We start from the raw sequence: 22,729 nt of genomic DNA on the forward strand, positions 1-22,729 counted from the left end.
GCTCCCTCCTCGTCCCTCCAGCCGCCCCCTCCGGGCCCGAGGATCCCGGTGTGAAGCACCGCACCCCCGCATCCGGCAGGCCCGGGGATCGCACCGGCCGCCCGACCCGGACGCACGGTCGGCGCTCACACGGCTCCCGGGCCCGCGTCCGAGCCCGCCCGCGCTCCGCGCCGGTGGACGGCCCAGCTCTGCACCTCCGCGGCGGCGACCGCCTCGATCGCCTCCACCAGCACCCGGCGGGCCTCGGCGTCCCGTTCGCCCTCCGGCAGCAGCCGGTACCGCTCGACGGACGGGCGCAGCCGCGACCAGGACTCCGCGGCGAGCACATAGCGCTCGGTGTGGTTGAAGACCTGGCGGAACCCGCCGATGAAGACGGCGACGCCCGCCACGGTCGCGGTGACCGCGGCGGGTGCCTGGATGCCGGCCGCGACCACGGTCGCGGCGCCCGCCAGCAGCGCGCCCAGTTCCGTGGCCCAGTGCCACCGGCGGGCGCGGTCGCGGGTGCGCGCGTACCACTCCAAGTCCCGCAGGGCGTAGGCCAGCACGGCATCGTCGGGGGACGGGGGTGCGAGGGGGGTCCGTCTGCGTATCAACACGCGAACATGGTGCCTCGTGCCCGGGGCAGACGGAGCGCATCAGGAAAGTGCGTCGTCCGAGGTGGCACCCGGGAACCCCCCGCTCCGGAGCTGCGTCCTCCTCGGTGCGGGGAAGATCGCGGGCACGCTCCGCGGAAGCGGTACGTCGAAAGGAAGGCACGCATCATGGGCATACTCGCCTGGATCATTCTCGGCCTCATCGCCGGGGTCATCGCCAAGGTCCTGCTGCCCGGACGCGACCCCGGCGGCATCATCATCACCACGCTGATCGGCATCGCGGGCGCGTTCGTGGGCGGCTGGCTCTCCGCCCGCCTGCTGGACAAGCCCATCGGGCACGACTTCTTCGACCTGGCCACGTGGGGCGCGGCCATCGGCGGATCGCTGGTCCTGCTGATCCTCTACCGGATCTTCTTCGGCGACTCGCGCGCACGCCGCTGACGCCGCCGTCCCGGTCGGGCGCCGCCGTCAGGCCGTTTCCTCGCGGTAGGCGGCGGCCTCCTCCAGGTCCAGCCGGCGCAGCAGCGTCCGGAGCATCTCGTCGTCGATGCGCCGGGCGTCGCGCAGGTCCACGAACACCTCGCGTTCGGCGCCGATCATCTCCCGGGCGAGTCGGCGGTACGTCTCGTCCGCGGACTCCCCGGTCGTCTCGTTGACCGTCCCCAGCCGCTCCCACACCGCGTTGCGCCGCCGTTCCATGACGGTGCGCAGCCGGTCGGCGAGCGGCTGCGGCAGTTCGTTGCGCTCGTCGGCGAGGAGTTCGGTGAGCCGGCGTTCGGCCGCGGTCGACGCCTCGCTCTGCGCCTGCGCCTCGGCGAGCGTCTCGGCGAGCACGTCACGTGACGGGATCTTCAGCCGGCGGATCAGCGGCGGCAGGGTCAGGCCCTGCACGACGAGGGTGCCGATGACGGTGGTGAACGTCAGGAAGAGCACCAGGTTGCGGGCCGGGAAGGCCTCGCCGTCGTCCAGGGTCAGCGGGATCGAGAAGGCGATGGCGAGCGAGACGACGCCGCGCATCCCGGCCCAGCCGACGATGACGGGCCCGGTCCAGTTGGTGTCGGGTTCGCGTTCCCGGATGCGGGACGACAGCATGCGGGGCAGGAAGGTCGCGGGGAAGACCCAGGCGAAGCGCGCCGCCACCACGACGACGAAGACCGCGAACGCGTACCAGGCGGACTCCGCCGCCCCGTACTCGCCGAGTCCGCCGATCACCACCCGCAACTGCAACCCGATGAGGGCGAAGACCGTCGACTCCAGGATGAAGCCGACCATCTTCCACACCGCCGCCTCCTGCAGACGAGTGGCGAAGTCGACCTGCCAGGAGCGGTGTCCCAGGTAGAGCCCGACGACCACGACGGCGAGCACCCCCGACGCGCCGACGTGCTCGGCCGCCGCGTAGGCCACGAACGGGATGAGCAGCGACAGGGTGTTCTGCAGCAGCGGCTCCTTCAGGTGCGTGCGCAGCCAGTGCAGCGGCACCATGAGGATGAGGCCGACGACGATGCCGCCCGCCGCGGCGACGCCGAACTCCCTGATCCCCTCGCCCCAGGTGGCCCCCTCCCCCACGACGGCGGCCAGCGCGACTTTGTAGGCGGTGATCGCTGTCGCGTCGTTCACCAGGGACTCGCCCTGCAGGATCGTGGTGATCCGGTTGGGCAGTTTCAGGCGCCGCGCGATGGCGGTGGCGGCGACCGCGTCGGGCGGGGCGATCACCGCGCCCAGCACCAGGGCGACGGTCAGCGACAGGTCGGGGACCACCAGGTAGGCGATGTACCCGACCACGATCGTCGCGAACAGGACATAGCCGACGGAGAGCAGGGCGACGGGCCGCGCGTTGGCCCGCAGGTCCAGGTAGGAGCTCTCCAGGGCCGCCGTGTGCAGGAGCGGCGGCAGCAGCAGGGGCAGCACGATCTCCGGGTCGAGGGTGTAGTCGGGCATGCCCGGCACGTACGACGCGATCAGCCCGGCGGTGACCAGCAGCAGCGGCGCCGGCACCGGTGTGCGGCGGGCCGCTCCCGCGATCGCGGCGCTGCCCGCGATCAGCATCAGCAGTGGCATGACATCCATCAGCGTGTGGCCGTTCCCATCTGGTTCTCGTTCCGGGTCTCGTTCTTCGATTGCCGTCGACCCGATCTAACCTGGCAATCATGAGCGAGTGCCCGCATGTTCCCGACCTGCCGCGCCCCGAGCCGGCTCCGCTGACCGCCACCTGCCCGGAATGTCTTGCTGTGGGCAGCCATCCGGTACAGCTCAGGCTGTGTCTCGTCTGCGGCCACGTCGGCTGCTGCGACTCGTCGCCGTACCGGCACGCCACCGGGCATTTCGAGGAGACCGGGCATCCGGTGATGCGGAGCTTCGAGCCGGGCGAGAGCTGGAGCTGGTGCTTCGTCGACCTGCGCCTGGTGTGATCCCCGGGGGCGGTGGGCCGGGCCGCCCCGGGACAGCAGCAGGCCCGGCAGGTTCGCACGGGGGTGGCGGCCTGCCGGGCCTGTGCGAACAACGGTAGCGAGAGCGCGCGCGAAATGCCGACGTCTGGCCCGCAACCCGTGCTGCGGATACACGTCACGGCGCAGGCACGCCTTAGTCGCGCGCCTCACCTGCCGAAATGTCCGCCTCCCGCCGCCTGGCCGAATCCCACCGGTGGTTTCCGGGTCTGTCAACGCATGGAGCCGTCGACGGCGTCCTGTCCCACGCGGCTCACAAGCCGCGCACAGCCAGGGATTCCGTATCGATGGAGAGGAACTCCATGTCGAAACTCCACCTCGGCCGGGGCGTACTGGGCCTGACGGCAGCGCTCGCGGTGGGCGCGACCCTCTTGGCCGGGCCCGCGACCGCGGCGGCCCCCGCCCCCGCTCCCCCCGCCGCGCCCGGGCTCCATACCGGCCATGCCGCGACCCAGGCCGCGCTCGACTCCACCGTCGCGGCGGGCGCCCCCGGTATACAGGCCCAGGCGCAGACCGGCGCGCAGACCTGGTTCGGCACCGCCGGCACCGCGGATCTGACCTCCGGGCGCCCGTTCCGACCGGATGACCGGTTCCGGATCGGCAGCATCACCAAGCCGTTCGTCGCCACCGTGCTGCTGCAGTTGGAGGCCGAGCGGAAGCTGAGCCTGGACGACACCATCGACCGGCTGCTGCCGGGCCTGGTCCACGGCAACGGCAACGACGGCCGGCACATCACGCTGCGCCAGGTGCTCAACCACACCAGCGGCCTCTACGACTACACGGAGGACCCAGGGGTCCGCGGCCGGATGACCGGCCAGGGCTTCCTCGACCACCGCTACGACACCTACCAGCCGCGGCAGTTGGTCGGTACCGCCCTCGCCCACCGGCCGAACTTCCCTCCGGGCACGTCCTGGAGCTACTCCAACACCAACTACATCCTCGCCGGCATGGTGGTGCGCAAGGTGACCGGCCACTCCTACGCCCAGGAGATCGAACGGCGTATCCTGCGGCCGCTGGGGCTGCGCTCGACGAGCGTGCCGGGCACCTCGCCCACGGTTCCCGGCCGCCACGGCCGCGCGTACTCGGTGCTCTTCGCGCAGACTCCCGACAAGATCTACGACGTCACCGAGTTCAATCCCTCGATCGCCGGCTCGGCGGGCGAGATGATCTCCACCACCGGCGACCTGAACCGGTTCTTCAGCGCCCTGCTGCGCGGGCGGCTGCTGCCGGCCCAGCAGCTCGCCGAGATGCTCACCACGGTGCCGACCGGCCCGGACAGTCCCGACTACGGGTACGGGCTGGCCATCATGTCCGTCCGCCTGCCCTGCGGGATCACCGTCTGGGGCCATGACGGCGGGATCTTCGGGTCCTCCTCGGCCGCGGTCACCACCCGTGACGGCCGGCACAGCCTGTCCTCCAACACCAACGCGGACTGGGTCGCCGGCCCGGACTCCGCCGTCCTGGCGGAGTTCTGCCCGTCCGCCCCCGCCCTCCCGAACCCTCCGGCCCGCACCTCGGCCTTCTGACGGCCCCCGGATCCGGTCGCGCCTGCGCGTGGCCGGGTCCGGGTCCGGCGGCCCGGTCTCAGCCCGCGCGGACCCCGCCCGCCGTGTCCGCCCGCCGGAATTCGGCCAGGGACTCGGTGAGCCACTCGACCCAGAAGGTCTCCAGCCCGATGCCGGCGCGCAGCACCAGGTGGCGCAGCCGGGCCTCGCCGCCGAGGTCGCCGCCGGCGAAGTCGCGCTCCTCGATCGCCTCGTACTCGGCCAGCTGCCGGCGGTGGGCGGCGAGGTGGCGTTCCAGTTCCGGTCCGAGGCCGTCCCGGCCGACGACCGCCGCCGCGCGCAGCCGCAGCAGCAGGGCGTCGCGGATCGGCTTGGGGTCCTGGCCGGTGGCCACCCAGGCGGTCAGTTCCACGCGGCCCGCGGGCAGCACCTCGTACTCGCGCTTCTGGCCGCGCGACGGGGACTGCGCCAGCGCGTGGATCAGGCCGGACTGCTCCAGCTTTCCCAGCTCGCGGTAGATCTGCTGGTGGGTGGCGGACCAGAAGAAGCCGATGGAGCGGTCGAACCGGCGCGTCAGCTCCAGCCCCGAGGACGGCTTCTCCAGCAGGGCGGTGAGGATGGCGTGCGGCAGCGACATGGTCTTACGGCGCCTCTCTGGTACCCGGTCGTCCGGCCCGGGGTGCCCCGGGCCGGACGATGGACGTGTCGGGAGGCCATCCTAGGATCGGCGCCCGGTGCCCGGCGTCAGAGCGCCGCCGCCAGCTCGGTGCCCTGCCGGATGGCGCGCTTGGCGTCGAGTTCGGCGGCGACGTCGGCGCCGCCGATGAGGTGCGCCGGGTGCCCCGCCGCGCGCAGCGCCTCGTACAGGTCGCGGCGCGGCTCCTGCCCGGTGCAGAGCACGACGGTGTCGACGGCGAGGACCTCGCGCCGGCCGTCGACCGTCACGTGCAGGCCGGCGTCGTCGATGCGGTGGTAGGTCGCGCCGGCGACCATCGTGACCCCGCGGTGCCGCAGTTCGGTGCGGTGGATCCAGCCGGTGGTCTTGCCCAGCCCCGCGCCGACCTTGCTCTCCTTGCGCTGCAGCAGGTGCAGGCTGCGGGGCGAGGCGGCCCGCTCGGGCCTCCGCACCCCGCCGCGCGTGCCGTAGCCGGGGTCGATGCCCCACTGGCGGAAGAACGCCTCGGGGTCGAGGCTCGCCGCTTCGCCCCCGTCGCTGAGGAACTCCGCCACGTCGAAGCCGATGCCGCCGGCGCCGAGGATCGCGACGGAGTTCCCCACGTGGGCTCCGTCGCGGAGCACGTCCAGGTAGCTGAGGACCTTCGGGTGGTCGACGCCCTCGATCTCCGGGGTGCGCGGGAGGACGCCGGTGGCCAGGACGATGTCGTCGAACCCCTCGGCGGTGAGGGTGTCGACGGTGGCAGCGGTCTCCAGCCGGACGTCGACGCCGTGGATCCGCAGCTGCTCGCGGTAGTAGCGCAGCGTCTCGTCGAACTCCTCCTTGCCCGGGACCCTGCGCGCGATGTTGAGCTGCCCGCCGATCTCGGCCGCGGCGTCGAAGAGGGTGACCGCGTGGCCGCGTTCGGCCGCCGAGACCGCGCAGGCGAGCCCGGCCGGGCCGGCGCCGACCACTCCGACGCGCTTGCGGCGGCGGGTGGGCCGCAGGACCAGCTCGGTCTCGTTGCAGGCGCGGGGGTTGACGAGACAGGACGTGATCTTCCCGCTGAACGTGTGGTCCAGGCACGCCTGGTTGCACCCGATGCAGGTGTTGATGGCGGCGGACTGACCGCGCCGGGCCTTGGCGACGAAGTCGGGGTCGGCGAGCAGCGGCCGGGCCAGCGACACCATGTCGGCGCGGCCCTCGGCGAGCAGCTGCTCGGCCAGCTCCGGGGTGTTGATCCGGTTGCTGGTGACCAGGGGGATGGACACCGAGCCCATCACCTTCCGCGTCACCCAGGTGAAGGCGCCGCGCGGGACGGAGGTCGCGATGGTCGGGATCCGGGCCTCGTGCCAGCCGATGCCGGTGTTGATGATCGTGGCGCCGGCCGCCTCGATCTCCCGGGCGAGGGTGACCACCTCGTCGAGGGTGGATCCGCCCGGTATCAGGTCGAGCATCGAGAGCCGGTAGATGAGGATGAAGTCCGGTCCGACGCGCTCGCGGACCCGCCGCACGATCTCGACCGGGAAGCGGATCCGGTTGCGGTACTCGCCGCCCCACGCGTCCTGCCGGAGGTTGGTGGGTGCCGCGATGAACTCGTTGAGCAGGTATCCCTCGGAACCCATGATCTCGACGCCGTCGTATCCCGCGGACTGCGCGAGCGCGGCCGCCCGGACGAAGTCCTCGACGGTCTGCTCGACCTCGTCCCCGGTCAGCGCGTGCGGGGTGAAGCCGCTGATGGGCGCCTGGAGGGCGCTGGGCGCGACGAGGTCGGCGTGGTGCGCGTACCGGCCGAAGTGCAGGATCTGCATCGCGATCTTCGCGCCCTCGCGGTGCACGGCCGCGGTGACGGCGGTGTGCTGCTCGGCCTCGGCCTCCGTCGTCAGCTTCGCGCCGCCCTCGTACGGGCGCCCCGCGTCGTTGGGGGCGATCCCGCCGGTGACCATGAGGCCGACGCCGCCCCGGGCGCGGGTGGCGTAGAACTCGGCCATCCGCTCGAAGCCGCGGGGCGCCTCCTCCAGGCCGACGTGCATCGAACCCATCAGCACCCGGTTGGGCAGGGTGGTGAAGCCCAGGTCGAGAGGGCTCAGCAGGTGGGGATAGTCGCTCATCAGGGGGCCTCCTCGCGCGGACTCGTAGCGCAAGTTCTAGACGACCCGAGCCGATTGTGCAACAAGTTGCATAGCGAGGTCGAGGCCGCACCGGCTCCTGGAGCGGCTCAGGCGGGGCCCGTCCCCGTCCGTTCCGGCAGCGTGGCGCGGGCGCGCCGGACCAGGGCGCGGGCGGCGGGACCGGCGGGGCCCTCGGCGCGCCAGGCGAGCGCGAGGCGCCCGCGCAGCCCCGGCCCGGCCAGGGCCACCGGCTGCAGCTCGCCCGGGTAGGAGCGGGCGAGGGACTCCGGCAGGATCGCGACCCCCAGGCCCCGGGCCGCGAACTGCGCGAGCACGGTGGGATCCCCCGCCTCGAACGCGATCCGCGGCTGGAAGCCCGCGGCGGCGCAGGCGCGGTCGACCGCCGTGCGCAGCCCGGTGCCGCGCGGCAGGCACATCAGGGGCAGGCCGGCGAGGGCGCCGACGGTGATCGAGGTGTGCTCCGCGAGCGGGTCGCCGCAGGCCACGGCGGCGACGAACGGCTCGTCCACGACGACGCGCACCCCGATCCCCGGCGGGGGCTCGCCCGCCAGGCTGACGACCGCCACGTCGAGCCGCCCGGCGAGCAGCGCCTGGAGCAGGTTGTCCGAGGTGTCCTCGACCAGGCCGATCTCCACCGCCGGATGGCCGCGGTGGAAGTCGGCGAGCAGCCCGGCCAGGTCGACGGCCGGCCCGAGCGAGGTCACGGTGCCGACCGCGACGTGCCCGCGGACCAGCCCCGTCAGCTCCTCGACGGCCTGCCGGGCGCCGGCGACGGCGGCGAGCGCGGCCCGCGCGTACGGCAGCACCGCGGCGCCCACCTCGGTGGGCCGCACGGTGCGCCCGGAGCGGTCCAGCAGGTCCTGGCCCAGTTCCCGTTCCAGCTGGCGGATCTGGGCGCTCACGCCGGGCTGCGCCACATGGAGCCGGGCGGCGGCCTTGGTGAAGCTCGCCTCCTCGGTGACGGTCACGAGGTATTCCAGCTGGCGCAGTTCCATAACCCGCGACGCTAGCAGCGCGGACGTGCATCACCGCGGCTTATGGACAGGGGACGCGGTGGTGCACCGGTTCGGCACCGGCCCGTGCCGGCGCCGAACCGGGCGTGCGGATCGGTCTCAGGAGGCGAAGACCTGGAGCTCCGCGACCTGCCCCGCGGGCCACCCCGTGTTGCCGGTGACGTGCACGCGCAGGTACCGGACGGTCGCGGCGGCCGGGAGGGTGATGGTGGCGCGGTTGCCCGTCGCCGGGTCGAAGGTGCGGCCGGCCGACCCGGCCAGGGTGGCGAGGTTCGCGGCGTCGGTGCCGCCCAGGACGGAGAGTGTCTGGGTCCTGGTCCCCCAGGCGGCGGCCGGCGGCACCGAGAGCACGATCCGCTTCACGGCGACCGCCGAGCCGAGGTCGACCTGCAGCCACTGCGGGAACGCGTTGTTGGCACTCTCCCAGTAGCTGTTGGCGTCGCCGTCGACCGCGTTGCCGGCGCCGTAGCCCTGCGTGTGGCTGCTCTCCGACGTGGGCCGGTGCAGGGCGAGGTTCACGTCGGCGGGCGGCGGCCCGCCCCCGAGGACCGGAACGGTGGGGCGTACCGGGGTCAGCGCGAGCTGCCCCTTGAGCATCCGGCCGCCGTCGGCCGTCAGCCGCAGGTAGTAGTCGGCGGAGCAGGCCGTCCCGTCCTCGTCGAGCCCCAGCAGGCCGGAGCCCACCGGGATCGCCGACGCGTTCTCGGCCGTCCTGGCGATCTGGTTGCCCTCGTTGTACTCGTCGAACATCGAGATGTAGATGCCCTGGGCGCCCGCCCGGACCACGTTGTAGAACTGCCGCCACATGAAGTCGCCGTGCGCCCGCTGGCGTCCCCCGACGTCGCCCGGGAGCACGCACGGCTGGTAGTCGATGCCGTGGGCGTTGCAGTCGGCCTGGTCCGGGACGGTGCACAGGTCGTAGAAGTGGTCGGAGTCCGCCGCGTTGCCGATCCTGCCGACCATCCACGGCGAGAGCATGTGGAAGGCGCGGTAGACGTCGAGGTAGCCGGGACGCGAGTCGTTGACGCCGGTGCGCCAGAACGTCGGCACGCCGCCCATCACGTAACAGCCCTGGCTCTTGAACCAGTTGACGACGTCGAGGCAGGCCGCGGGCGACCAGGGGTGGTTGTCGTCGGCGAAGCCGAAGCCCCAGACGCCCACGACCGGTTTGCCGTTCTGCCGCGCGTACGCCGGGGACGACGTCAGCGCCGACATCTTGGCGGTCCAGTCCGCCTTGATCTCCGGTTGCATGTTCGCCCAACCGCTGACGTCGTACATCACGTAGAACTTGCGGTCGTTGACCTCCGCCGCGGTCCTGACCTTCCCGGCCATCGCGTCACGGGTGGCGCCCTCGCCGCCGTTGGGGTTGAACCGCTGCAGGGCGGCGGTGTCGCAGCCGTTCTGCCGCATCGACAGGAAGTGGGCGTCGACCGTCTGCTGGTCGTAGGAGGAGAAGAGCTTCGCGGGCTGCCCGTTGCCGAGGTTGCCGTACGCGGTCGGGTAGGCGCCGGCGTAGTCCCGCATGTCGGGCCAGGCCCGGATCGCGTTGTTGGACGGCGACGGCGGCTGGGACCAGTTCTGGCTCCAGTGCCACCAGCCGTTGATGGGCGCTCCGTCGCCGGGGGCGGCGAACCAGCCCTGGTAGCCGACGGTGATCTTCCCGACCACGTCGCCGGGAGGGCTCGCGGCGACGGCCGCGCCTCCCAGCGCACCGGTGGCCGGCAGCGCGCCGAGGGCGACCCCCGCCGTCACCGATCCGATGAACACCCGGCGTGAGATCCCCATGTGGACTCCTCCCGTTGTACACGGTTGTGCGCCGTTGACCGGTCAGCGGCAGATCGTAGCCACGGTGAAACGAGGGCGCAATAGATCGCGCTGGAAGAGCAAATCCCGTGGAGGAACCAGAAATTCAGACCCATGGCCGGTTTCGGACCGGTCAAGTCGATCTTGCACGGGCGTAGACGTCGTCGTAGCACGTCTGTAACACTCTGCTAACTCAACGCAAATTCATTGCAGAGTGACGTTGATTCTTCACCATTCTCCGCAACTTCGACGGCGAGAGCGTGGCCGTGGCCTCACTCGCCCCCCACTCCTGGCACTTTCGGACGAGAGACAGAGGAACGCAGTGAGATCGAAGCGGATACCCAAGCTGGTCGCGGGCTCGCTCGCGACCAGTCTGATGCTCCTCGGCGGACCGGTGCTCCGGGCCGCCGCGGCAGAGCCCGCCCCCCACGACGCGGCGGCGAGGACGGCCTCGGCCAGCGCCTCCAGCAGCGGCAGCACGGCCAAGAACCTCAACGACGGCGACCAGTCCACCTACTGGGAGGGCAGCGGCAGCGCCCTCCCGCAGTGGGCCCAGGTCGACCTCGGGAGCAGCAGGACCGTCGACCAGGTCACCCTGAAGGTCCCCGCGGGCTGGTCGAGCCGCACCCAGACGCTCGCGGTGCAGGGCAGCGCGGACGGCACGAGCTACGAGACGATCGTCGGCTCCGCCAAGTACGTCTTCGCGCCCGGCTCGGGCAACGCCGTGAAGATCAAGTTCCCGGCGGCCAATACCCGCTTCGTCCGGGTCGCCGTCACGGCGAACACCGCCAAGCAGGCCGCGCAACTCTCCGAGCTGCAGGTCTCCGAGGCGGCGGCGTCCACCGTCGACCTCGCCATCTCCAAGACCATCACGGCGAGCAGCGCCAACGCCCCCTACGTGCCGGGCAACGCCAACGACAGCGACCAGGCCAGCTACTGGGAGAGCAACAACAACGCCTTCCCGCAGTGGATCCAGGCCGACCTGGGTGCCACCGTCGGGGTGAACCAGCTGGTGCTGAAGCTGCCGGCCGGGTGGGAGACCAGGACCCAGACGCTGTCGGTGCAGGGCAGCACCAACGGCTCGTCCTTCACCGACATCGCCGCCTCCAAGGGCTATGTCTTCAATCCGTCCACCGGCAACACGGTGACGGTGAACTTCAACACGATCAACACCCGGTACGTGCGGCTGAACGTCACCGCCAACACCGCCTGGCCGGCGGCGCAGCTGTCGGAGTTCGAGCTCTACGGGCCGACGACGGGTGACACGCAGGCGCCCACCGCCCCGGCGGGCCTGGCCTACACCCAGCCGGCGTCCGGCCAGATCAAGCTGACCTGGAACGCCTCGACCGACAACGTCGGCGTCACCGGCTACGACGTGTACGCGGGCGGAGCGCTGCGGACGAGTGTGGCCGGAAACGTCCTCACCTACACCGACAGCCAGCCCGACTCCGCGACGGTGGCCTACTACGTCAGGGCCAAGGACGCGGCCGGCAACGAGTCCGGCAACAGCAACACCGTCACCCGCACGGGCACCGGTGGCGGCGGCTCGAACCTGGCGGTCGGCAAAGCCATCACCGCCTCCTCCACCACGCAGAACTTCGTCGCCGCCAACGCGAACGACAACAACACGGCGACCTACTGGGAGGCGAACGGCGGCAGCTACCCGAACACGCTGACCGTCGCGCTGGGCTCCAACGCCGACGTGAACTCGGTCGTCGTCAAGCTCAACCCGGACGGGGCCTGGGCGACCAGGACCCAGACCATCCAGGTCCTCGGGCGCGAGCAGAGCTCCTCGTCCTTCACCGCCCTGACCTCGCCGACCGTCTACACGTTCAACCCGGCCTCGGGCAACACGGTGACGATCCCGGTCACCGGTCGGGTCGCGGACGTCCAGCTGAAGATCACGTCCAACTCGGGTGCGGGCGGCGGCCAGGTGGCCGAGTTCCAGGTGGTCGGCGTGCCGGCCCCCAACCCGGACCTGACGGTGACGGCCCTCACCGCCTCACCCGCCGCGCCGGTCGAGACCGACGCGATCACGCTCTCCGCGACGGTGAAGAACATCGGCCCCGCGGCCGCCGGCGCGACCGGCGTCAACCTCTACCTCGGCACCACGCTCGCCGGCACCGCGCCGGTCGCCGCCCTCGCGGCCGGGGCGTCGGCGACGGTCTCCGCCACCATCGGCACGCGCACCGCGGGCTCCTACCCGCTGAGCGCCAAGGTCGACGAGGCCAACGCCGTCATCGAGCAGAACGAGGCGAACAACAGCTTCAGCGCCTCCAGCCCGCTGGTCGTCACCCCGGTGGCCAGCTCCGACCTGATCGCGTCGCCCGTCAGCTGGACCCCGGGCAACCCGGCGGCCGGCAACACGGTGACGTTCTCGGTGGCCATCAAGAACCAGGGCACGGTCGCCTCCGCGAGCGGCGCCCACGGCATCACCCTGACGGTCACGGACACCACGTCCGGCTCCGTCGTCAAGACCCTGACCGGCGCCTTCAACGGCACGATCGCGGCCGGCGCCACCGCCGCCCCGGTCGGCCTGGGCACCTGGACGGCCGGCAACGGCAAGTACAGCGTCAAGACCGTCCTGGCCAACGACGCCAACGAGCTGCCGGTCAAGCAGGCCAACAACACCAGCACCCAGCCGCTGTTCGTCGGGCGCGGCGCCAACATGCCGTACGACATGTACGAGGCCGAGGACGGCGTCCTCGGTGGCGGCGCGGCCGTCGTCGGGCCGAACCGGACCGTCGGCGACGTGGCGGGCGAGGCGTCCGGCCGCAAGGCCGTCACGCTGAACTCGACCGGCTCGTCGGTCGAGTTCACCACCAAGGCCAGCACCAACACGCTGGTCACCCGCTTCTCCATCCCGGACGCCGCGGGCGGCGACGGCATCAACGCCACGCTGAACATCTACGTCAACGGCACCTTCCTCAAGCCCATCGACCTGACGTCGAAGTACGCCTGGCTGTACGGCAACGAGACCGGTCCCGGCAACTCGCCCGGTGCCGGCGGCCCGCGGCACATCTACGACGAGGCCAACATCCTGCTCGGGACGACCGTCCCGGCCGGATCGAAGATCAAGCTGCAGAAGGACGCGGCCAACACCACGCAGTACGCGATCGACTTCATCAACCTCGAGCAGGCGACCGTGATCGCCAACCCGGACCCGGCGAAGTACACGGTTCCGGCGGGCGTCACGCACCAGGACGTGCAGAACGCGCTCGACAAGGTCCGGATGGACACCACGGGCACCCTGGTCGGCGTCTACCTGCCCCCGGGCGAGTACCAGACGGCGAGCAAGTTCCAGGTGTACGGCAAGGCCGTGAAGGTGGTCGGCGCCGGTCCCTGGTTCACCCGCTTCAACGCGCCCTCGACCCAGTCCAACACCGACAACGGCTTCCGGGCCGAGGCGTCCGCGAACGGCTCCTCGTTCTCCGGCTTCGCCTACTTCGGCAACTACACGTCGCGGATCGACGGCCCCGGCAAGGTCTTCGACTTCTCCAACGTCGCCAACATCACCATCGACAACGTCTGGAACGAGCACACGGTGTGCCTCTACTGGGGCGCCAACACCGACAACATCACCATCACCAACAGCCGCATCCGGGACACGTTCGCCGACGGCATCAACATGACGAACGGGTCCACGGACAACCACCTCAACAACATCGAGGCGCGCTCCACCGGTGACGACAGCTTCGCGCTCTTCTCCGCCATCGACGCCGGCGGGGCGGACGAGAAGAACAACGTCTTCGAGAACCTGACGTCGATCCTGACCTGGCGCGCCGCCGGTGTCGCGGTCTACGGCGGCTTCGCGAACACCTTCCGGAACATCTACATCGCCGACACCCTGGTCTACTCGGGCATCACGATCAGCTCGCTGGACTTCGGGTACCCGATGAACGGCTTCGGCACCGACCCGACCAACCTGCAGAACATCTCGATCGTGCGGGCCGGCGGGCACTTCTGGGGCAGTCAGGTCTTCCCGGCCATCTGGGTCTTCTCGGCCTCGAAGATCTTCCAGGGCATCCGCGTCAGTGACGTCGACATCGTGGACCCGACCTACAGCGGGATCATGTTCCAGACCAACTACGTCGGCGGGCAGCCGCAGTTCCCGGTGAAGGACACGATCTTCACCAACGTCTCCATCACCGGCGCCCAGAAGAGCGGCGACGCGTTCGACGCCAAGTCCGGCTACGGCATCTGGGCCAACGAGCTGCCCGAGCCCGGCCAGGGCCCGGCGGTCGGCACGGTCACGTTCAACAACCTCAGGATGAGCAACAACTTCCAGAACATCAAGAACACCACCTCGACGTTCACCATCATCCAGAACCCGTAAGGAGCGGGTCGCACACCACTGGACGCGCGTGCCGCCGGGAGCCCTGACACTCCCGGCGGCACGCGCGTCGTGCGTGGCGGATGCGGCGATCACGCCCCATGGGTCGGGGCCGCGGGTGAGCATGCTGTGATCCACTCCCGTCACGAAGGAGCCGACCATGTCGTACCCGGAGCCGCGTCACCTCGGGGACCAGGGCGAGATCAACGCGGTGTTCCGGCCAGCGGACACCGCGGCGGATCTGACCTCCCCCGGGGGGAACCGGATCCACTACCTCGCGACCCACGCCACCACCGGAGGCGAGTTCGGGCTGTACAAGGTGGACCTGGGTCCCCGGTCGCCCGGCCCGCGGACCCACTTCCACAAGTCGATCTCCGAGTCCTTCTTCGTGCTCTCCGGCACCGTGGACCTGTACAACGGCGAGAAGTGGACCACCGCGGGCGCCGGTGACTTCCTGTACGTCCCGGTCGGCGGCCTGCACGCGTTCAGGAACGACTCCGCCGAACCCTCCTCCATGCTGCTGCTCTTCTCCCCCGGCGCACCGCGCGAGGAGTACTTCGAGCAGGTGGCGGAGATGGCGCGGCGCGGCGGCCGGGAGTTCGCGGACTTCCTGGTCCGGCACGACAGCTTCTTCGTCGACGAGGACGCGCCCGCCGGCTAGAACACGTACCGGAGCCCGTGCTCAGAACGGTTCTCCGAGCGCTTCGAGACGTCGCTCGGCCGCGTCGCGGGCGGTGTCCCTGCGGTCGTAGACCTCGCAGACCGGGTGCCGCTCCGGGGTCATGGAGTGGTCCACCTCCCAGAGGCTGAGCTCCTCGCCGCCGGGGAGCAGGAACGCGTGCTCGTACAGGGTCCACCCGGCGCAGCGCCCGCCGATCGTCCTGCTGTTGCTGCCGGCGAAGGCGATGTCGTGGCCGACGGCGGAGAGCACCCGCAGGCGGATCGTTTCACCAGGGAGGTCGGCGTTGACCGCCCGGCGCAGCAGCCGCACGGCGTGGTCGGCGGAGTCGGCCGCCTGGTACCTGCGGGGGCGGCCCGTGGCCGCGGGGGCCAGGTGCAGCTCGATCCGGTTCTCCCCCAGGTCGCCGAGGGCGGCGCTGGGTTCCAGGTCGCCGAAGCGGACGTCCACCGCCAGCTCGGCCGCGAGCAGCGCGGGCTCGTCCGCGAAGAGCTCGTGCACCAGCTGTGCGCGGGGGCCGGTGTCGTGCTCCAGTTCCCACAGGACCGGGGTCGTGCCGTCCGGCAGCAGGAAGACATGGCGCAGGGTGCGGCGGCCGAGCACCCGGCCGGGCTCCCTGCTGTAGCGGTTCGAGACCAGCTCGGTGCGGTGCATGACGGCGGTGCGCAGCCGCGTGAGCAGCGCGGGGTCGAAGGGTGCCGGCCGGCCCGCCAGGGCCAGCAGGCCGTCGAGGTGGTCGGACGGGCTCCGGTCGTTGAAGTCGTCTCGCGCCATGGTGGGTTCGGGGTACGTCATGAGGCCCTCTTGATGATCACGTCCCTGCCGTTCAGGCGCTCAGAGTAGTGGTCCATGCACGCTCTGTGCCAGGGGTTGTGCGAGTTCCGTTTGACTGGGCCGAACGTGGTGCGTCGCGGGCGCGCGGGTGGTTCTCCCGTGCTTGCGGTTAGGGCGACAGGAGAGGGGATAAAGCGGATTAAATTACCCACGGCAGAAGGAGCGCCATGACGCACGGGGCGGGCGGACAGATCACAGACGTCCACGAGTCGGCGGAGCACGGGGAGCCCACCGGTGGCGACGTCGCCGGGAACGGGCCCCGCAGGCGGCTGCTGCCGTGGAAGCACCGGCGGGATCTGACGCCCGCCCAGCTGCGCCGCAGACAGGCCGTCACCCGCGGCTCCCTCGCCGTCGCCCTGGTGTGCGTCGGCACGGTGGGCTGGTCGGTGGGGCAGGCGCTCACCTACCCCGGCAAGGACAGCGTGCTGGCGCGGCTCGCCGAGTGGAGCCGCGACCACAAGATGGGGATCGTGGTCGACAAGCTGGAGGACCTCGAGTACCAGCTGGATCCGCCGCAGGTGGGCGGCACCCTGCCGCCCGACGCGCTGGACCGGATGAAGGCCACCACCGCCGCGGCGGCCGCTGCCCCCGCCCACCGGTCGGAAGTACCGCTGCGCGCGCCGATGGAGCCCGTCGTCAGCCCCGGGCTGCCCGGCGAGGGCGTCTGGCGGCCGGTGGCGAGCGCCCACGGCCTGCCGATCGTGCAGGCGACCTATGTCCGCCCCGACAGCGCCCACACCTCCTACCAGGCGGCCATCGCCTGGATCAGCGCGAAGCACGCGCGCTTCCAGCTGCACCCGGGCTTCCGCGAGCCGGGCGGCACCTTCTCCGTGCCGCCGACCATTCCCCCCGGCAGCCGGACCGGGCTCCTCGCGACCTGGAACGGCGGCTTCCGGGTCACCGACGGCGGGTCCAACGGCGGCTTCTACCTCAACGGCCGGACCGCCGGCGAGCTGCGGTCCGGCGCCGCCTCCGAGGTCTTCCACCGCGACGGGTCCATCGAGATCGGCGTATGGGGCCGGGACGTGTCCATGGCACCGGACGTCGTCGGCGTCCGGCAGTGCCTGGAGCTGATGGTCGACGGCGGCCGCGTCGTGCCGGACATCGGCGACGACTCCAAGTGGGGCGTCACCGACCAGAGCAGGATGTACGTGGAGCGCTCCGGTGTCGGGGTCACCGCCTCGGGCGACGTCATCATGGTCGTCGGGCAGGCGCTCACCGCCCGCACCCTGGCCGACCTGATGCAGCGCGCGGGCGCGGTCCGTGCCATGCCGCTGGACATGAACCGCGCCTGGCCGTCCTTCATGGCCTACGACGGCAGCCGTGACCCCGCCAACCCCACGCCCGCCAACCTCCTCGACTTCGAGAACCCGGCGGACCGCTACTACGTCCAGGCGACGCGCGACTTCGTGGCCGTCTACGGCCGGTAGGCCCGGCTACGCCGGCGGGCTCCCGGCCGGCAGCCCGCCGGCGCGGATGACGCCGGCGTACCAGCGCGCGCTGTCCTTCAGGGTGCGCTGCTGGCTGGCGAAGTCGACATGGATCATGCCGAACCGCTTGCTGTACCCGTACGCCCACTCGAAGTTGTCCAGCAGCGACCACAGGAAGAAGCCGCGCACGTCCGCGCCCTCCGCGATGGCCCGGTGGACGGCGGCCAGGTGGGAGCTGAGGTAGGAGATCCGCTCGGGGTCGTGGACGTCGCCCGACGGGTCGCGGTAGTCGTCGTACGCGGCGCCGTTCTCCGTGATGAGCAGGGGCACGTCGGGCAGCTCGGCCCGCAGCCGGGTGAGGATCTCGTGCAGCCCGCCGGCGTCCACCGGCCAGTCCATCGCGGTCCGCGGGCCGGGGGCGGCCACGAACCGGGCGTGCTGCTCGGCCCCCGGCCAGGCCGACGGAATCGCGCTGGTGCCCGCGGCGACGACGGTGGGGGTGTAGTAGTTCAGGCCCAGCGAGTCCAGCGGCCGGGAGATCGCGGCGAGGTCGCCGTCGCGCACGAAGTGCCAGTCGGTGAGCGCCGAGGTGTCGTCGATCAGGTCCTGCGGGTACCGGCCGTGGAAGACCGGGTCGAGGAAGACCCGGTTGGCGAGCGCGTCGATGCGGCGCGCCGCGTCCAGGTCCGCCGCCGACCGGGTCAGCGGCCGGACCGCGGCGAGGTTGAGGGTGAGCGAGACCTCCGCCGTCGCCGGCAGCAGGTCGCGCAGCACGCCGACGGCCCGCCCGTGGGCGAGGTTGAGGTGGTGCGCGGCGCGCAGCGCGGCGGTGGGCTCGGCGCGGCCCGGCGCGTGCACGCCCTCCGCGTACCCCAGGAAGGCGCTGCACCAGGGCTCGTTGAGGGTCGTCCAGGTCGGCACCCGGTCGCCGAGGGCGCCGGCGACGATCGCCGCGTAGTCGGCGAACCGGTCGGCGGTCTCGCGCACCGGCCAGCCGCCCGCGTCCTCCAGCTCCTGCGGCAGGTCCCAGTGGTAGAGCGTCAGGACCGGCCGGATGCCCCTGCCCAGCAGCTCGTCGACGAGGGCGCGGTAGAAGTCCAGGCCCTTCTGCAGGGCGGGACCGCGCCCGGTGGGCTGCACGCGCGGCCAGGACACCGACAGCCGGTAGTCCGTCAGGCCCAGCTCGGACATCAGGGCGACGTCCTCGGGCATCCGGTGGAAGTGGTCGGCGGCGATGTCACCGGTGTCGCCGTTGCGGACCTTGCCGGGGGTGTGGCTGAAGGTGTCCCAGATGGACGGGGTGCGCCCGTTCTCCCGGGCGGCGCCCTCGATCTGGTAGGCGGCGGTGGCCGCGCCCCAGCGGAAGCCCGGAGGGAAGGTGAGTGCGGTGGCGGCTTCCGGGCGCGCGTCGATGGCGGTCATCAGGAAAGGCTCCCAACACGGTCGTGAGGATTCGGAGTGGTGGCGCGGGGCGGTGGCGCGGGGTGGGCGCCGGGAGATCCGCGCGCGGCGGCGGCCGGGCGGCTCATCCCTTGACGGCGCCGTGCATGATGCCGCCGACGATCTGCCGGCCCAGGAGCCCGAAGACCAGCAGGACGGGGAGGGTGCCCAGCAGCGTGCCGGCCATGATCACCGACTGGTCGTGCACGTAGCCGCCGCCCAGCTGGCGCAGCGCGACCTGCACGGTCGGCTCCTGTGACGTCAGGGCGATGACCGGCCAGAAGAACTCGTTCCAGGAGGCCATGAACGTCAGCATGCCGAGCACCGCCATGCCGGGCCGGGCGATGGGCACGACGATGCTCCAGAAGATCCGCGCGGTGGACGCGCCGTCCACCCGGCCTGCCTCGATGAGCTCGTCGGGCAGCGCCTGCACCAGGTACTGCCGCATGAAGAACACCCCGAACGCCGAGACGAGCCCGGGCAGGATCACCGCCTGCAGCTGGTTGATCCAGTGCAGTTTCGCGATCAGCATGAAGAGCGGGATGACGCCCAGCTGCGGCGGGATCATCATCGTGCCGACGGTGAGCGCGAGCAGCGCGTTGCGGCCCCGGAAGCGCAGCTTGGCGAAGGCGAACCCGGCGAGGGTGGAGCAGAGCACGGTGCCGACGGTCACCGAACCGGAGACGATGAAGGAGTTGAGCAGCGCCTTGCCGATGTCCGCCTGGTCCAGCACCTGCTGGAAGTTGTGCATCAGGTTCGGGCCCGGCAGCAGCGACGGCGGGCTCTGCGCCAGCTCGGCGTTGGACCGGGTCGCCGCGACGATGGTCCAGTAGAAGGGGAAGGCCGACAGCAGCGCGGCGACGATGAGGATCGCGTAGGCGAGCCGCCCCGCGTGGTGCTGGCGGCCGGCGCCGGTGGACCGGCGGCGTACCCTCCCGTGCCGGCCGGCGGCCGGGCGGTCCTGGTCGTCCTCGGCGCCGGACCGGCGCGCGGACGCGGTGAGCGCGGTCATCGACCGGCCTCCTTACGGGTGCGCCGACGGGCGACGGCGGCGTTGGCGCCGACGAGCAGCACGATGAGGACGAACATAATCCAGGCGATGGCGGCGGCACGGCCGAGGTGGAAGTAGCCCCAGCCCTGCTCGTACATGTAGAGGCCCAGCGTCTGGTACTGGTGCGAGATGCCGCCGGAGGTGCTGCCCTCGAACAGCAGCGGCTCGCCGAACAGCTGCGTCGCGCCGATCGTCGAGACGACGACGGTGAACAGGATGGTCGGCCGCAGTCCCGGCAGCGTCACGTGCAGGAACTGCTTCCAGCGCGACGCCCCGTCGATCTGCGCCGCCTCGTACAGCTCCGCGGGGATGGACTGCATGCCCGCGAGGTAGATGAGCGCGTTGTAGCCGGTCCAGCGCCAGGTGACGATGGTGGAGACGGCGATCTGCGAGGCCACCGTGCCGGACTGCCAGTCCACCGGTGAGAAGCCGACCAGCCCGAGCGCCCAGTTGATCAGGCCGAAGTCGCGGCCGAAGAGCTGGGCGAAGACCAGCGTCGCTGCGGCGACGGAGGTCGCGTACGGCAGCAGCACCGCGACCCGCAGGAACGTGCGGCCGCGCAGCTTGTAGTTGAGCAGATGGGCCAGGCCGAGGGCCATCAGCAACTGCGGCACGGTGGACAGCACACCGATGCTGAACGTGTTGCGCAGCGCCGTCCAGAAGTAGCTGTCGCTCAGCAGCGCGGTGTAGTTGTCGAGGCCGCGCCACTCCATGCGGTCCGGGGTCTGCAGCTCGACCCGGTACAGCGACACGTACGCGGTGTAGATCAGCGGGAAGAGCCCGAAGGCGGCGAACAGCGCGAAGAACGGGGCTATGTAGGCGTACGGCGACACCCGGCGCAGCAGCAGCCGGGGGCGGCGCTCGGCGCGGGGCCGTGGCGGGGGTGCCGTCCGGGCGGGCGGCGTGGTGACGGACACGGTCATGTGCCAGGCCTTCGGATCGGGGACCGGTGCTGACGTACCGGGAACGGGGGCGGTGGTGCGGGAGTGGTGGTGCGGGGTGTGCGCCGGGTCCTGGCGCGGCGGGGAGCGCGGCGTCCGGACCCGGCGCGGCCGACCGGGGCCGGGGTCAGCCGAGGACGTTCTTCACGCCCTTCTGCGCGTGGCTCCAGGCCTCGTCGGCCGAGGTCCCCTTGCGCTCGACCTCGCCCAGCGCGTTGGTGATCTGGGTGTTCACGTCGTTGTCGCGCAGCCCCGGCACCTGGACGGGCGCCGCCTCGGCCGCCGCGCCGAAGACGGTGCCGATCGGGGCGTTGCTGAAGTACGGGTCCTTCACGTCCTTCACCAGCTCGATCGCCCCGAGGTTGGAGGGGAAGCTGCCCTGCTGGGTGAAGAGCTTGGCCTGCTGCTCCTTGGCGGTGATCCACTTGATGAACTCGAAGGCGTCCTTGGTGTGCTTGGCGCCCTTGGGGATCGACAGGTACGAGCCGCCCCAGTTCCCCGCGCCGCCCGGCAGCGCCGCGACGTCCCACTTGCCCTTGCCCGCGTCGGCGGCCTGGCCCTTGATGTAGCCCAGCATCCAGGCGGGGCAGGCGATGGTGGCGAAGGAGCCGCTGCTGAAGGCCTGGTTCCACTCGGGGGCCCACTGGGCGAGCTTGGCGGTCAGCCCGTCCTGCGCGGCCTTGACCGAGGCGTTCCAGGCGGCCTTGACGGCGGGGTTGGTGTCGTAGATCAGCTTGCCGGACGCGTCGTAGTAGCGCTCCTTCTGCTGTCCGACCATCACCGAGTAGAGGCTGGCGATGCTGTCCATCCAGTGGCTCTTGGCCGGCGCCTTGGCGGCGTACTGCTTGCCCAGCGCGAGGTAGCCGTCCCAGGTCGCCCACTGCTTGGCCAGCTCGGCCCGGTCGGTCGGCAGCCCGGCGGCCTTGAACAGGTCCGCGCGGTAGCAGAGCGCCTCGGGGCCGGTGTCGGTGCCCAGGCCCAGCACGCGCCCGTCGGGCGCGGTGGCGGCCGACCACTTGGACTGCGAGAACTGCGCCCGCAGCTCCTTGGCGCCGAGCGCGCCCAGGTCCTCGAACTTGTCGGCCTGCTGCTGCGTCACCGAGGCGATCCGGCCGACCTCGACGCCCTGCACGTCGGCGAGGCCGCCACCGCCCGCGAGGCGGGTCTGCAGCGCCTTCCAGTAGTCGGCCTCGTTCTCGGTGGCGCTCTCCTTGATCGTCACGTTCGGGTGGAGCTTCTGGTACTCGGCGTAGAGGCCGGCCTCCTTGTAACCGAAGGTGCCGAAGAGGTCGACGGTGAGCGTGACCTTGCCCCCGTCGGCACTGTCCGTGGAACCGCTCCCCGAAGAGCTGGATCCGCAGGCGGCGAGGAGTGCCCCGGCCAGTGCGACCGCCCCGAATCTGATGGCGAGGTGTCTGGCGGCTCGGGCGACGGGCATGGAAGCCTCCCATGGCTTCGGTACGGACGTGAGTTCTTGAGAGCGCTCTCAAGCGATGGCCGAGAGCGTGCCCGGACATCGGGGCGACGTCAAGAGTTGAAGCGGAAATGGCCTGCGGCGACTCGGCGGGCGCGTCCGGCGCGTCACCGGGGGGGTCGCGCCGGACGCGTCGCACGCGGCGGTCGGCGCGGTGAAGGGGACGGCGATGGCGGGGCATTGCCGGGCCGGTCGCGGCGTCGGCGAGGAGGCGCGGCGGAGAGCGCTCTCCACCAGCTACGGCAACGTCACCGCGCCCGGCGGCGTCCGCCGGGCGCGGTGAGCGTTCAGCAACTGAACCGCTTCCGCGTTCCGGACGGGAACCCCGTCCATCTCTTGCCCGCTGCGGCGGAGCTGCAGGGTGAGAAGATCGATATCGTGGACTGGTCGGACGATCCGGCC

General features: G+C 71.5%; 17 protein-coding genes. 6 read left to right on the plus strand and 11 right to left on the minus strand.

Going from position 1 to position 22,729, the window contains the following annotated elements; all coding sequences use genetic code 11:
- Positions 1-125 precede the first annotated feature (125 nt).
- The gene (locus ABZ721_RS22800; RefSeq protein ID WP_358790500.1) at positions 126-596 is read right to left on the minus strand and encodes a DUF4231 domain-containing protein; all 471 of its coding nucleotides are present in this window, start codon (positions 594-596) and stop codon (positions 126-128) included.
- 165 nt (positions 597-761) lie between these two features.
- On the opposite strand from ABZ721_RS22800, the gene ABZ721_RS22805 reads away from it, so the two are divergent.
- Positions 762-1,034 (plus strand): GlsB/YeaQ/YmgE family stress response membrane protein, encoded by a 273-nt coding sequence (locus ABZ721_RS22805; RefSeq protein ID WP_358790501.1) that lies wholly within the window; start codon positions 762-764, stop codon positions 1,032-1,034.
- A 27-nt stretch (positions 1,035-1,061) separates the two neighbouring features.
- On the opposite strand, the gene ABZ721_RS22810 is transcribed toward ABZ721_RS22805, so the two are convergent.
- Entirely contained in the window at positions 1,062-2,660 is a 1,599-nt protein-coding gene (locus ABZ721_RS22810) for a Na+/H+ antiporter (protein WP_358790502.1), read from the minus strand.
- Between the two features lie 80 nt (positions 2,661-2,740).
- On the opposite strand from ABZ721_RS22810, the gene ABZ721_RS22815 reads away from it, so the two are divergent.
- Positions 2,741-3,001: a UBP-type zinc finger domain-containing protein gene (locus tag ABZ721_RS22815; RefSeq protein ID WP_277441497.1), complete on the plus strand. Its 261-nt coding sequence runs from the start codon at positions 2,741-2,743 to the stop codon at positions 2,999-3,001.
- A gap of 338 nt (positions 3,002-3,339) precedes the next feature.
- Positions 3,340-4,563 (plus strand): serine hydrolase domain-containing protein, encoded by a 1,224-nt coding sequence (locus tag ABZ721_RS22820; RefSeq protein ID WP_358790503.1) that lies wholly within the window; start codon positions 3,340-3,342, stop codon positions 4,561-4,563.
- 58 nt (positions 4,564-4,621) lie between these two features.
- Here the strand turns inward: ABZ721_RS22820 and ABZ721_RS22825 are convergent, their stop codons facing one another.
- The 4 genes from ABZ721_RS22825 to ABZ721_RS22840 all read right to left on the minus strand — a co-directional run bounded on the left by ABZ721_RS22825 (position 4,622) and on the right by ABZ721_RS22840 (position 10,127).
- Complete coding sequence (locus ABZ721_RS22825) at positions 4,622-5,179, minus strand: helix-turn-helix transcriptional regulator (RefSeq protein ID WP_358790504.1); 558 nt, start codon at positions 5,177-5,179, stop codon at positions 4,622-4,624.
- Between the two features lie 107 nt (positions 5,180-5,286).
- Positions 5,287-7,308: an NADPH-dependent 2,4-dienoyl-CoA reductase gene (locus ABZ721_RS22830; protein WP_358790505.1), complete on the minus strand. Its 2,022-nt coding sequence runs from the start codon at positions 7,306-7,308 to the stop codon at positions 5,287-5,289.
- Positions 7,309-7,415: 107 nt separating this feature from the next.
- The gene (locus ABZ721_RS22835) at positions 7,416-8,324 is read right to left on the minus strand and encodes a LysR family transcriptional regulator (RefSeq protein WP_358790506.1); all 909 of its coding nucleotides are present in this window, start codon (positions 8,322-8,324) and stop codon (positions 7,416-7,418) included.
- 117 nt (positions 8,325-8,441) lie between these two features.
- The gene (locus ABZ721_RS22840; RefSeq protein WP_358790507.1) at positions 8,442-10,127 is read right to left on the minus strand and encodes a discoidin domain-containing protein; all 1,686 of its coding nucleotides are present in this window, start codon (positions 10,125-10,127) and stop codon (positions 8,442-8,444) included.
- Between the two features lie 394 nt (positions 10,128-10,521).
- On the opposite strand from ABZ721_RS22840, the gene ABZ721_RS22845 reads away from it, so the two are divergent.
- On the plus strand, positions 10,522-14,481 hold the full coding sequence (locus tag ABZ721_RS22845; protein ID WP_358790521.1) for a discoidin domain-containing protein: 3,960 nt from the start codon (positions 10,522-10,524) through the stop codon (positions 14,479-14,481).
- Positions 14,482-14,638: 157 nt separating this feature from the next.
- The gene (locus ABZ721_RS22850; protein ID WP_358790508.1) at positions 14,639-15,139 is read left to right on the plus strand and encodes a cupin domain-containing protein; all 501 of its coding nucleotides are present in this window, start codon (positions 14,639-14,641) and stop codon (positions 15,137-15,139) included.
- A 21-nt stretch (positions 15,140-15,160) separates the two neighbouring features.
- On the opposite strand, the gene ABZ721_RS22855 is transcribed toward ABZ721_RS22850, so the two are convergent.
- Positions 15,161-15,952: a DUF6227 family protein gene (locus ABZ721_RS22855; RefSeq protein ID WP_358790509.1), complete on the minus strand. Its 792-nt coding sequence runs from the start codon at positions 15,950-15,952 to the stop codon at positions 15,161-15,163.
- Positions 15,953-16,158: 206 nt separating this feature from the next.
- Here ABZ721_RS22855 and ABZ721_RS22860 point away from each other — a divergent pair, with 206 nt between their 5' ends.
- Positions 16,159-17,421, plus strand: coding sequence for a phosphodiester glycosidase family protein (locus ABZ721_RS22860; protein ID WP_358790510.1), 1,263 nt, complete (start codon positions 16,159-16,161; stop codon positions 17,419-17,421).
- A 6-nt stretch (positions 17,422-17,427) separates the two neighbouring features.
- On the opposite strand, the gene ABZ721_RS22865 is transcribed toward ABZ721_RS22860, so the two are convergent.
- The 4 genes from ABZ721_RS22865 to ABZ721_RS22880 form a co-directional block, all read right to left on the minus strand.
- Complete coding sequence (locus ABZ721_RS22865) at positions 17,428-18,843, minus strand: GH1 family beta-glucosidase (RefSeq protein WP_358790511.1); 1,416 nt, start codon at positions 18,841-18,843, stop codon at positions 17,428-17,430.
- 103 nt (positions 18,844-18,946) lie between these two features.
- Complete coding sequence (locus ABZ721_RS22870; protein ID WP_358790512.1) at positions 18,947-19,873, minus strand: carbohydrate ABC transporter permease; 927 nt, start codon at positions 19,871-19,873, stop codon at positions 18,947-18,949.
- On the minus strand, positions 19,870-20,835 hold the full coding sequence (locus ABZ721_RS22875; protein ID WP_358790513.1) for a sugar ABC transporter permease: 966 nt from the start codon (positions 20,833-20,835) through the stop codon (positions 19,870-19,872). The genes ABZ721_RS22870 and ABZ721_RS22875 overlap by 4 nt, the downstream gene beginning before the upstream one ends.
- A 145-nt stretch (positions 20,836-20,980) precedes the next feature.
- Positions 20,981-22,291, minus strand: coding sequence for an extracellular solute-binding protein (locus ABZ721_RS22880; protein WP_358790514.1), 1,311 nt, complete (start codon positions 22,289-22,291; stop codon positions 20,981-20,983).
- Positions 22,292-22,729: the final 438 nt, after the last annotated feature.

Origin of the sequence: Streptomyces sp. NPDC006733 (genome assembly GCF_040636125.1) — a bacterium.
Taxonomy (GTDB): Bacteria; Actinomycetota; Actinomycetes; order Streptomycetales; family Streptomycetaceae; genus Actinacidiphila.

Bases quoted from the DNA above. Each gene is read 5' to 3' on its own strand.
- ABZ721_RS22840 (WP_358790507.1), bottom strand. From the start codon at position 10,127: ATGGGGATCTCACGCCGGGTGTTCATCGGATCGGTGACGGCGGGGGTC.
- ABZ721_RS22865 (WP_358790511.1), bottom strand. From the start codon at position 18,843: ATGACCGCCATCGACGCGCGCCCGGAAGCCGCCACCGCACTCACCTTC.
- ABZ721_RS22860 (WP_358790510.1), top strand. From the start codon at position 16,159: ATGACGCACGGGGCGGGCGGACAGATCACAGACGTCCACGAGTCGGCG.
- ABZ721_RS22835 (WP_358790506.1), bottom strand. From the start codon at position 8,324: ATGGAACTGCGCCAGCTGGAATACCTCGTGACCGTCACCGAGGAGGCG.
- ABZ721_RS22855 (WP_358790509.1), bottom strand. From the start codon at position 15,952: ATGACGTACCCCGAACCCACCATGGCGCGAGACGACTTCAACGACCGG.
- ABZ721_RS22870 (WP_358790512.1), bottom strand. From the start codon at position 19,873: ATGACCGCGCTCACCGCGTCCGCGCGCCGGTCCGGCGCCGAGGACGAC.
- ABZ721_RS22845 (WP_358790521.1), top strand. From the start codon at position 10,522: ATGCTCCTCGGCGGACCGGTGCTCCGGGCCGCCGCGGCAGAGCCCGCC.
- ABZ721_RS22815 (WP_277441497.1), top strand. From the start codon at position 2,741: ATGAGCGAGTGCCCGCATGTTCCCGACCTGCCGCGCCCCGAGCCGGCT.
- ABZ721_RS22880 (WP_358790514.1), bottom strand. From the start codon at position 22,291: ATGCCCGTCGCCCGAGCCGCCAGACACCTCGCCATCAGATTCGGGGCG.
- ABZ721_RS22805 (WP_358790501.1), top strand. From the start codon at position 762: ATGGGCATACTCGCCTGGATCATTCTCGGCCTCATCGCCGGGGTCATC.
- ABZ721_RS22825 (WP_358790504.1), bottom strand. From the start codon at position 5,179: ATGTCGCTGCCGCACGCCATCCTCACCGCCCTGCTGGAGAAGCCGTCC.
- ABZ721_RS22850 (WP_358790508.1), top strand. From the start codon at position 14,639: ATGTCGTACCCGGAGCCGCGTCACCTCGGGGACCAGGGCGAGATCAAC.
- ABZ721_RS22830 (WP_358790505.1), bottom strand. From the start codon at position 7,308: ATGAGCGACTATCCCCACCTGCTGAGCCCTCTCGACCTGGGCTTCACC.
- ABZ721_RS22820 (WP_358790503.1), top strand. From the start codon at position 3,340: ATGTCGAAACTCCACCTCGGCCGGGGCGTACTGGGCCTGACGGCAGCG.
- ABZ721_RS22810 (WP_358790502.1), bottom strand. From the start codon at position 2,660: ATGGATGTCATGCCACTGCTGATGCTGATCGCGGGCAGCGCCGCGATC.
- ABZ721_RS22875 (WP_358790513.1), bottom strand. From the start codon at position 20,835: ATGACCGTGTCCGTCACCACGCCGCCCGCCCGGACGGCACCCCCGCCA.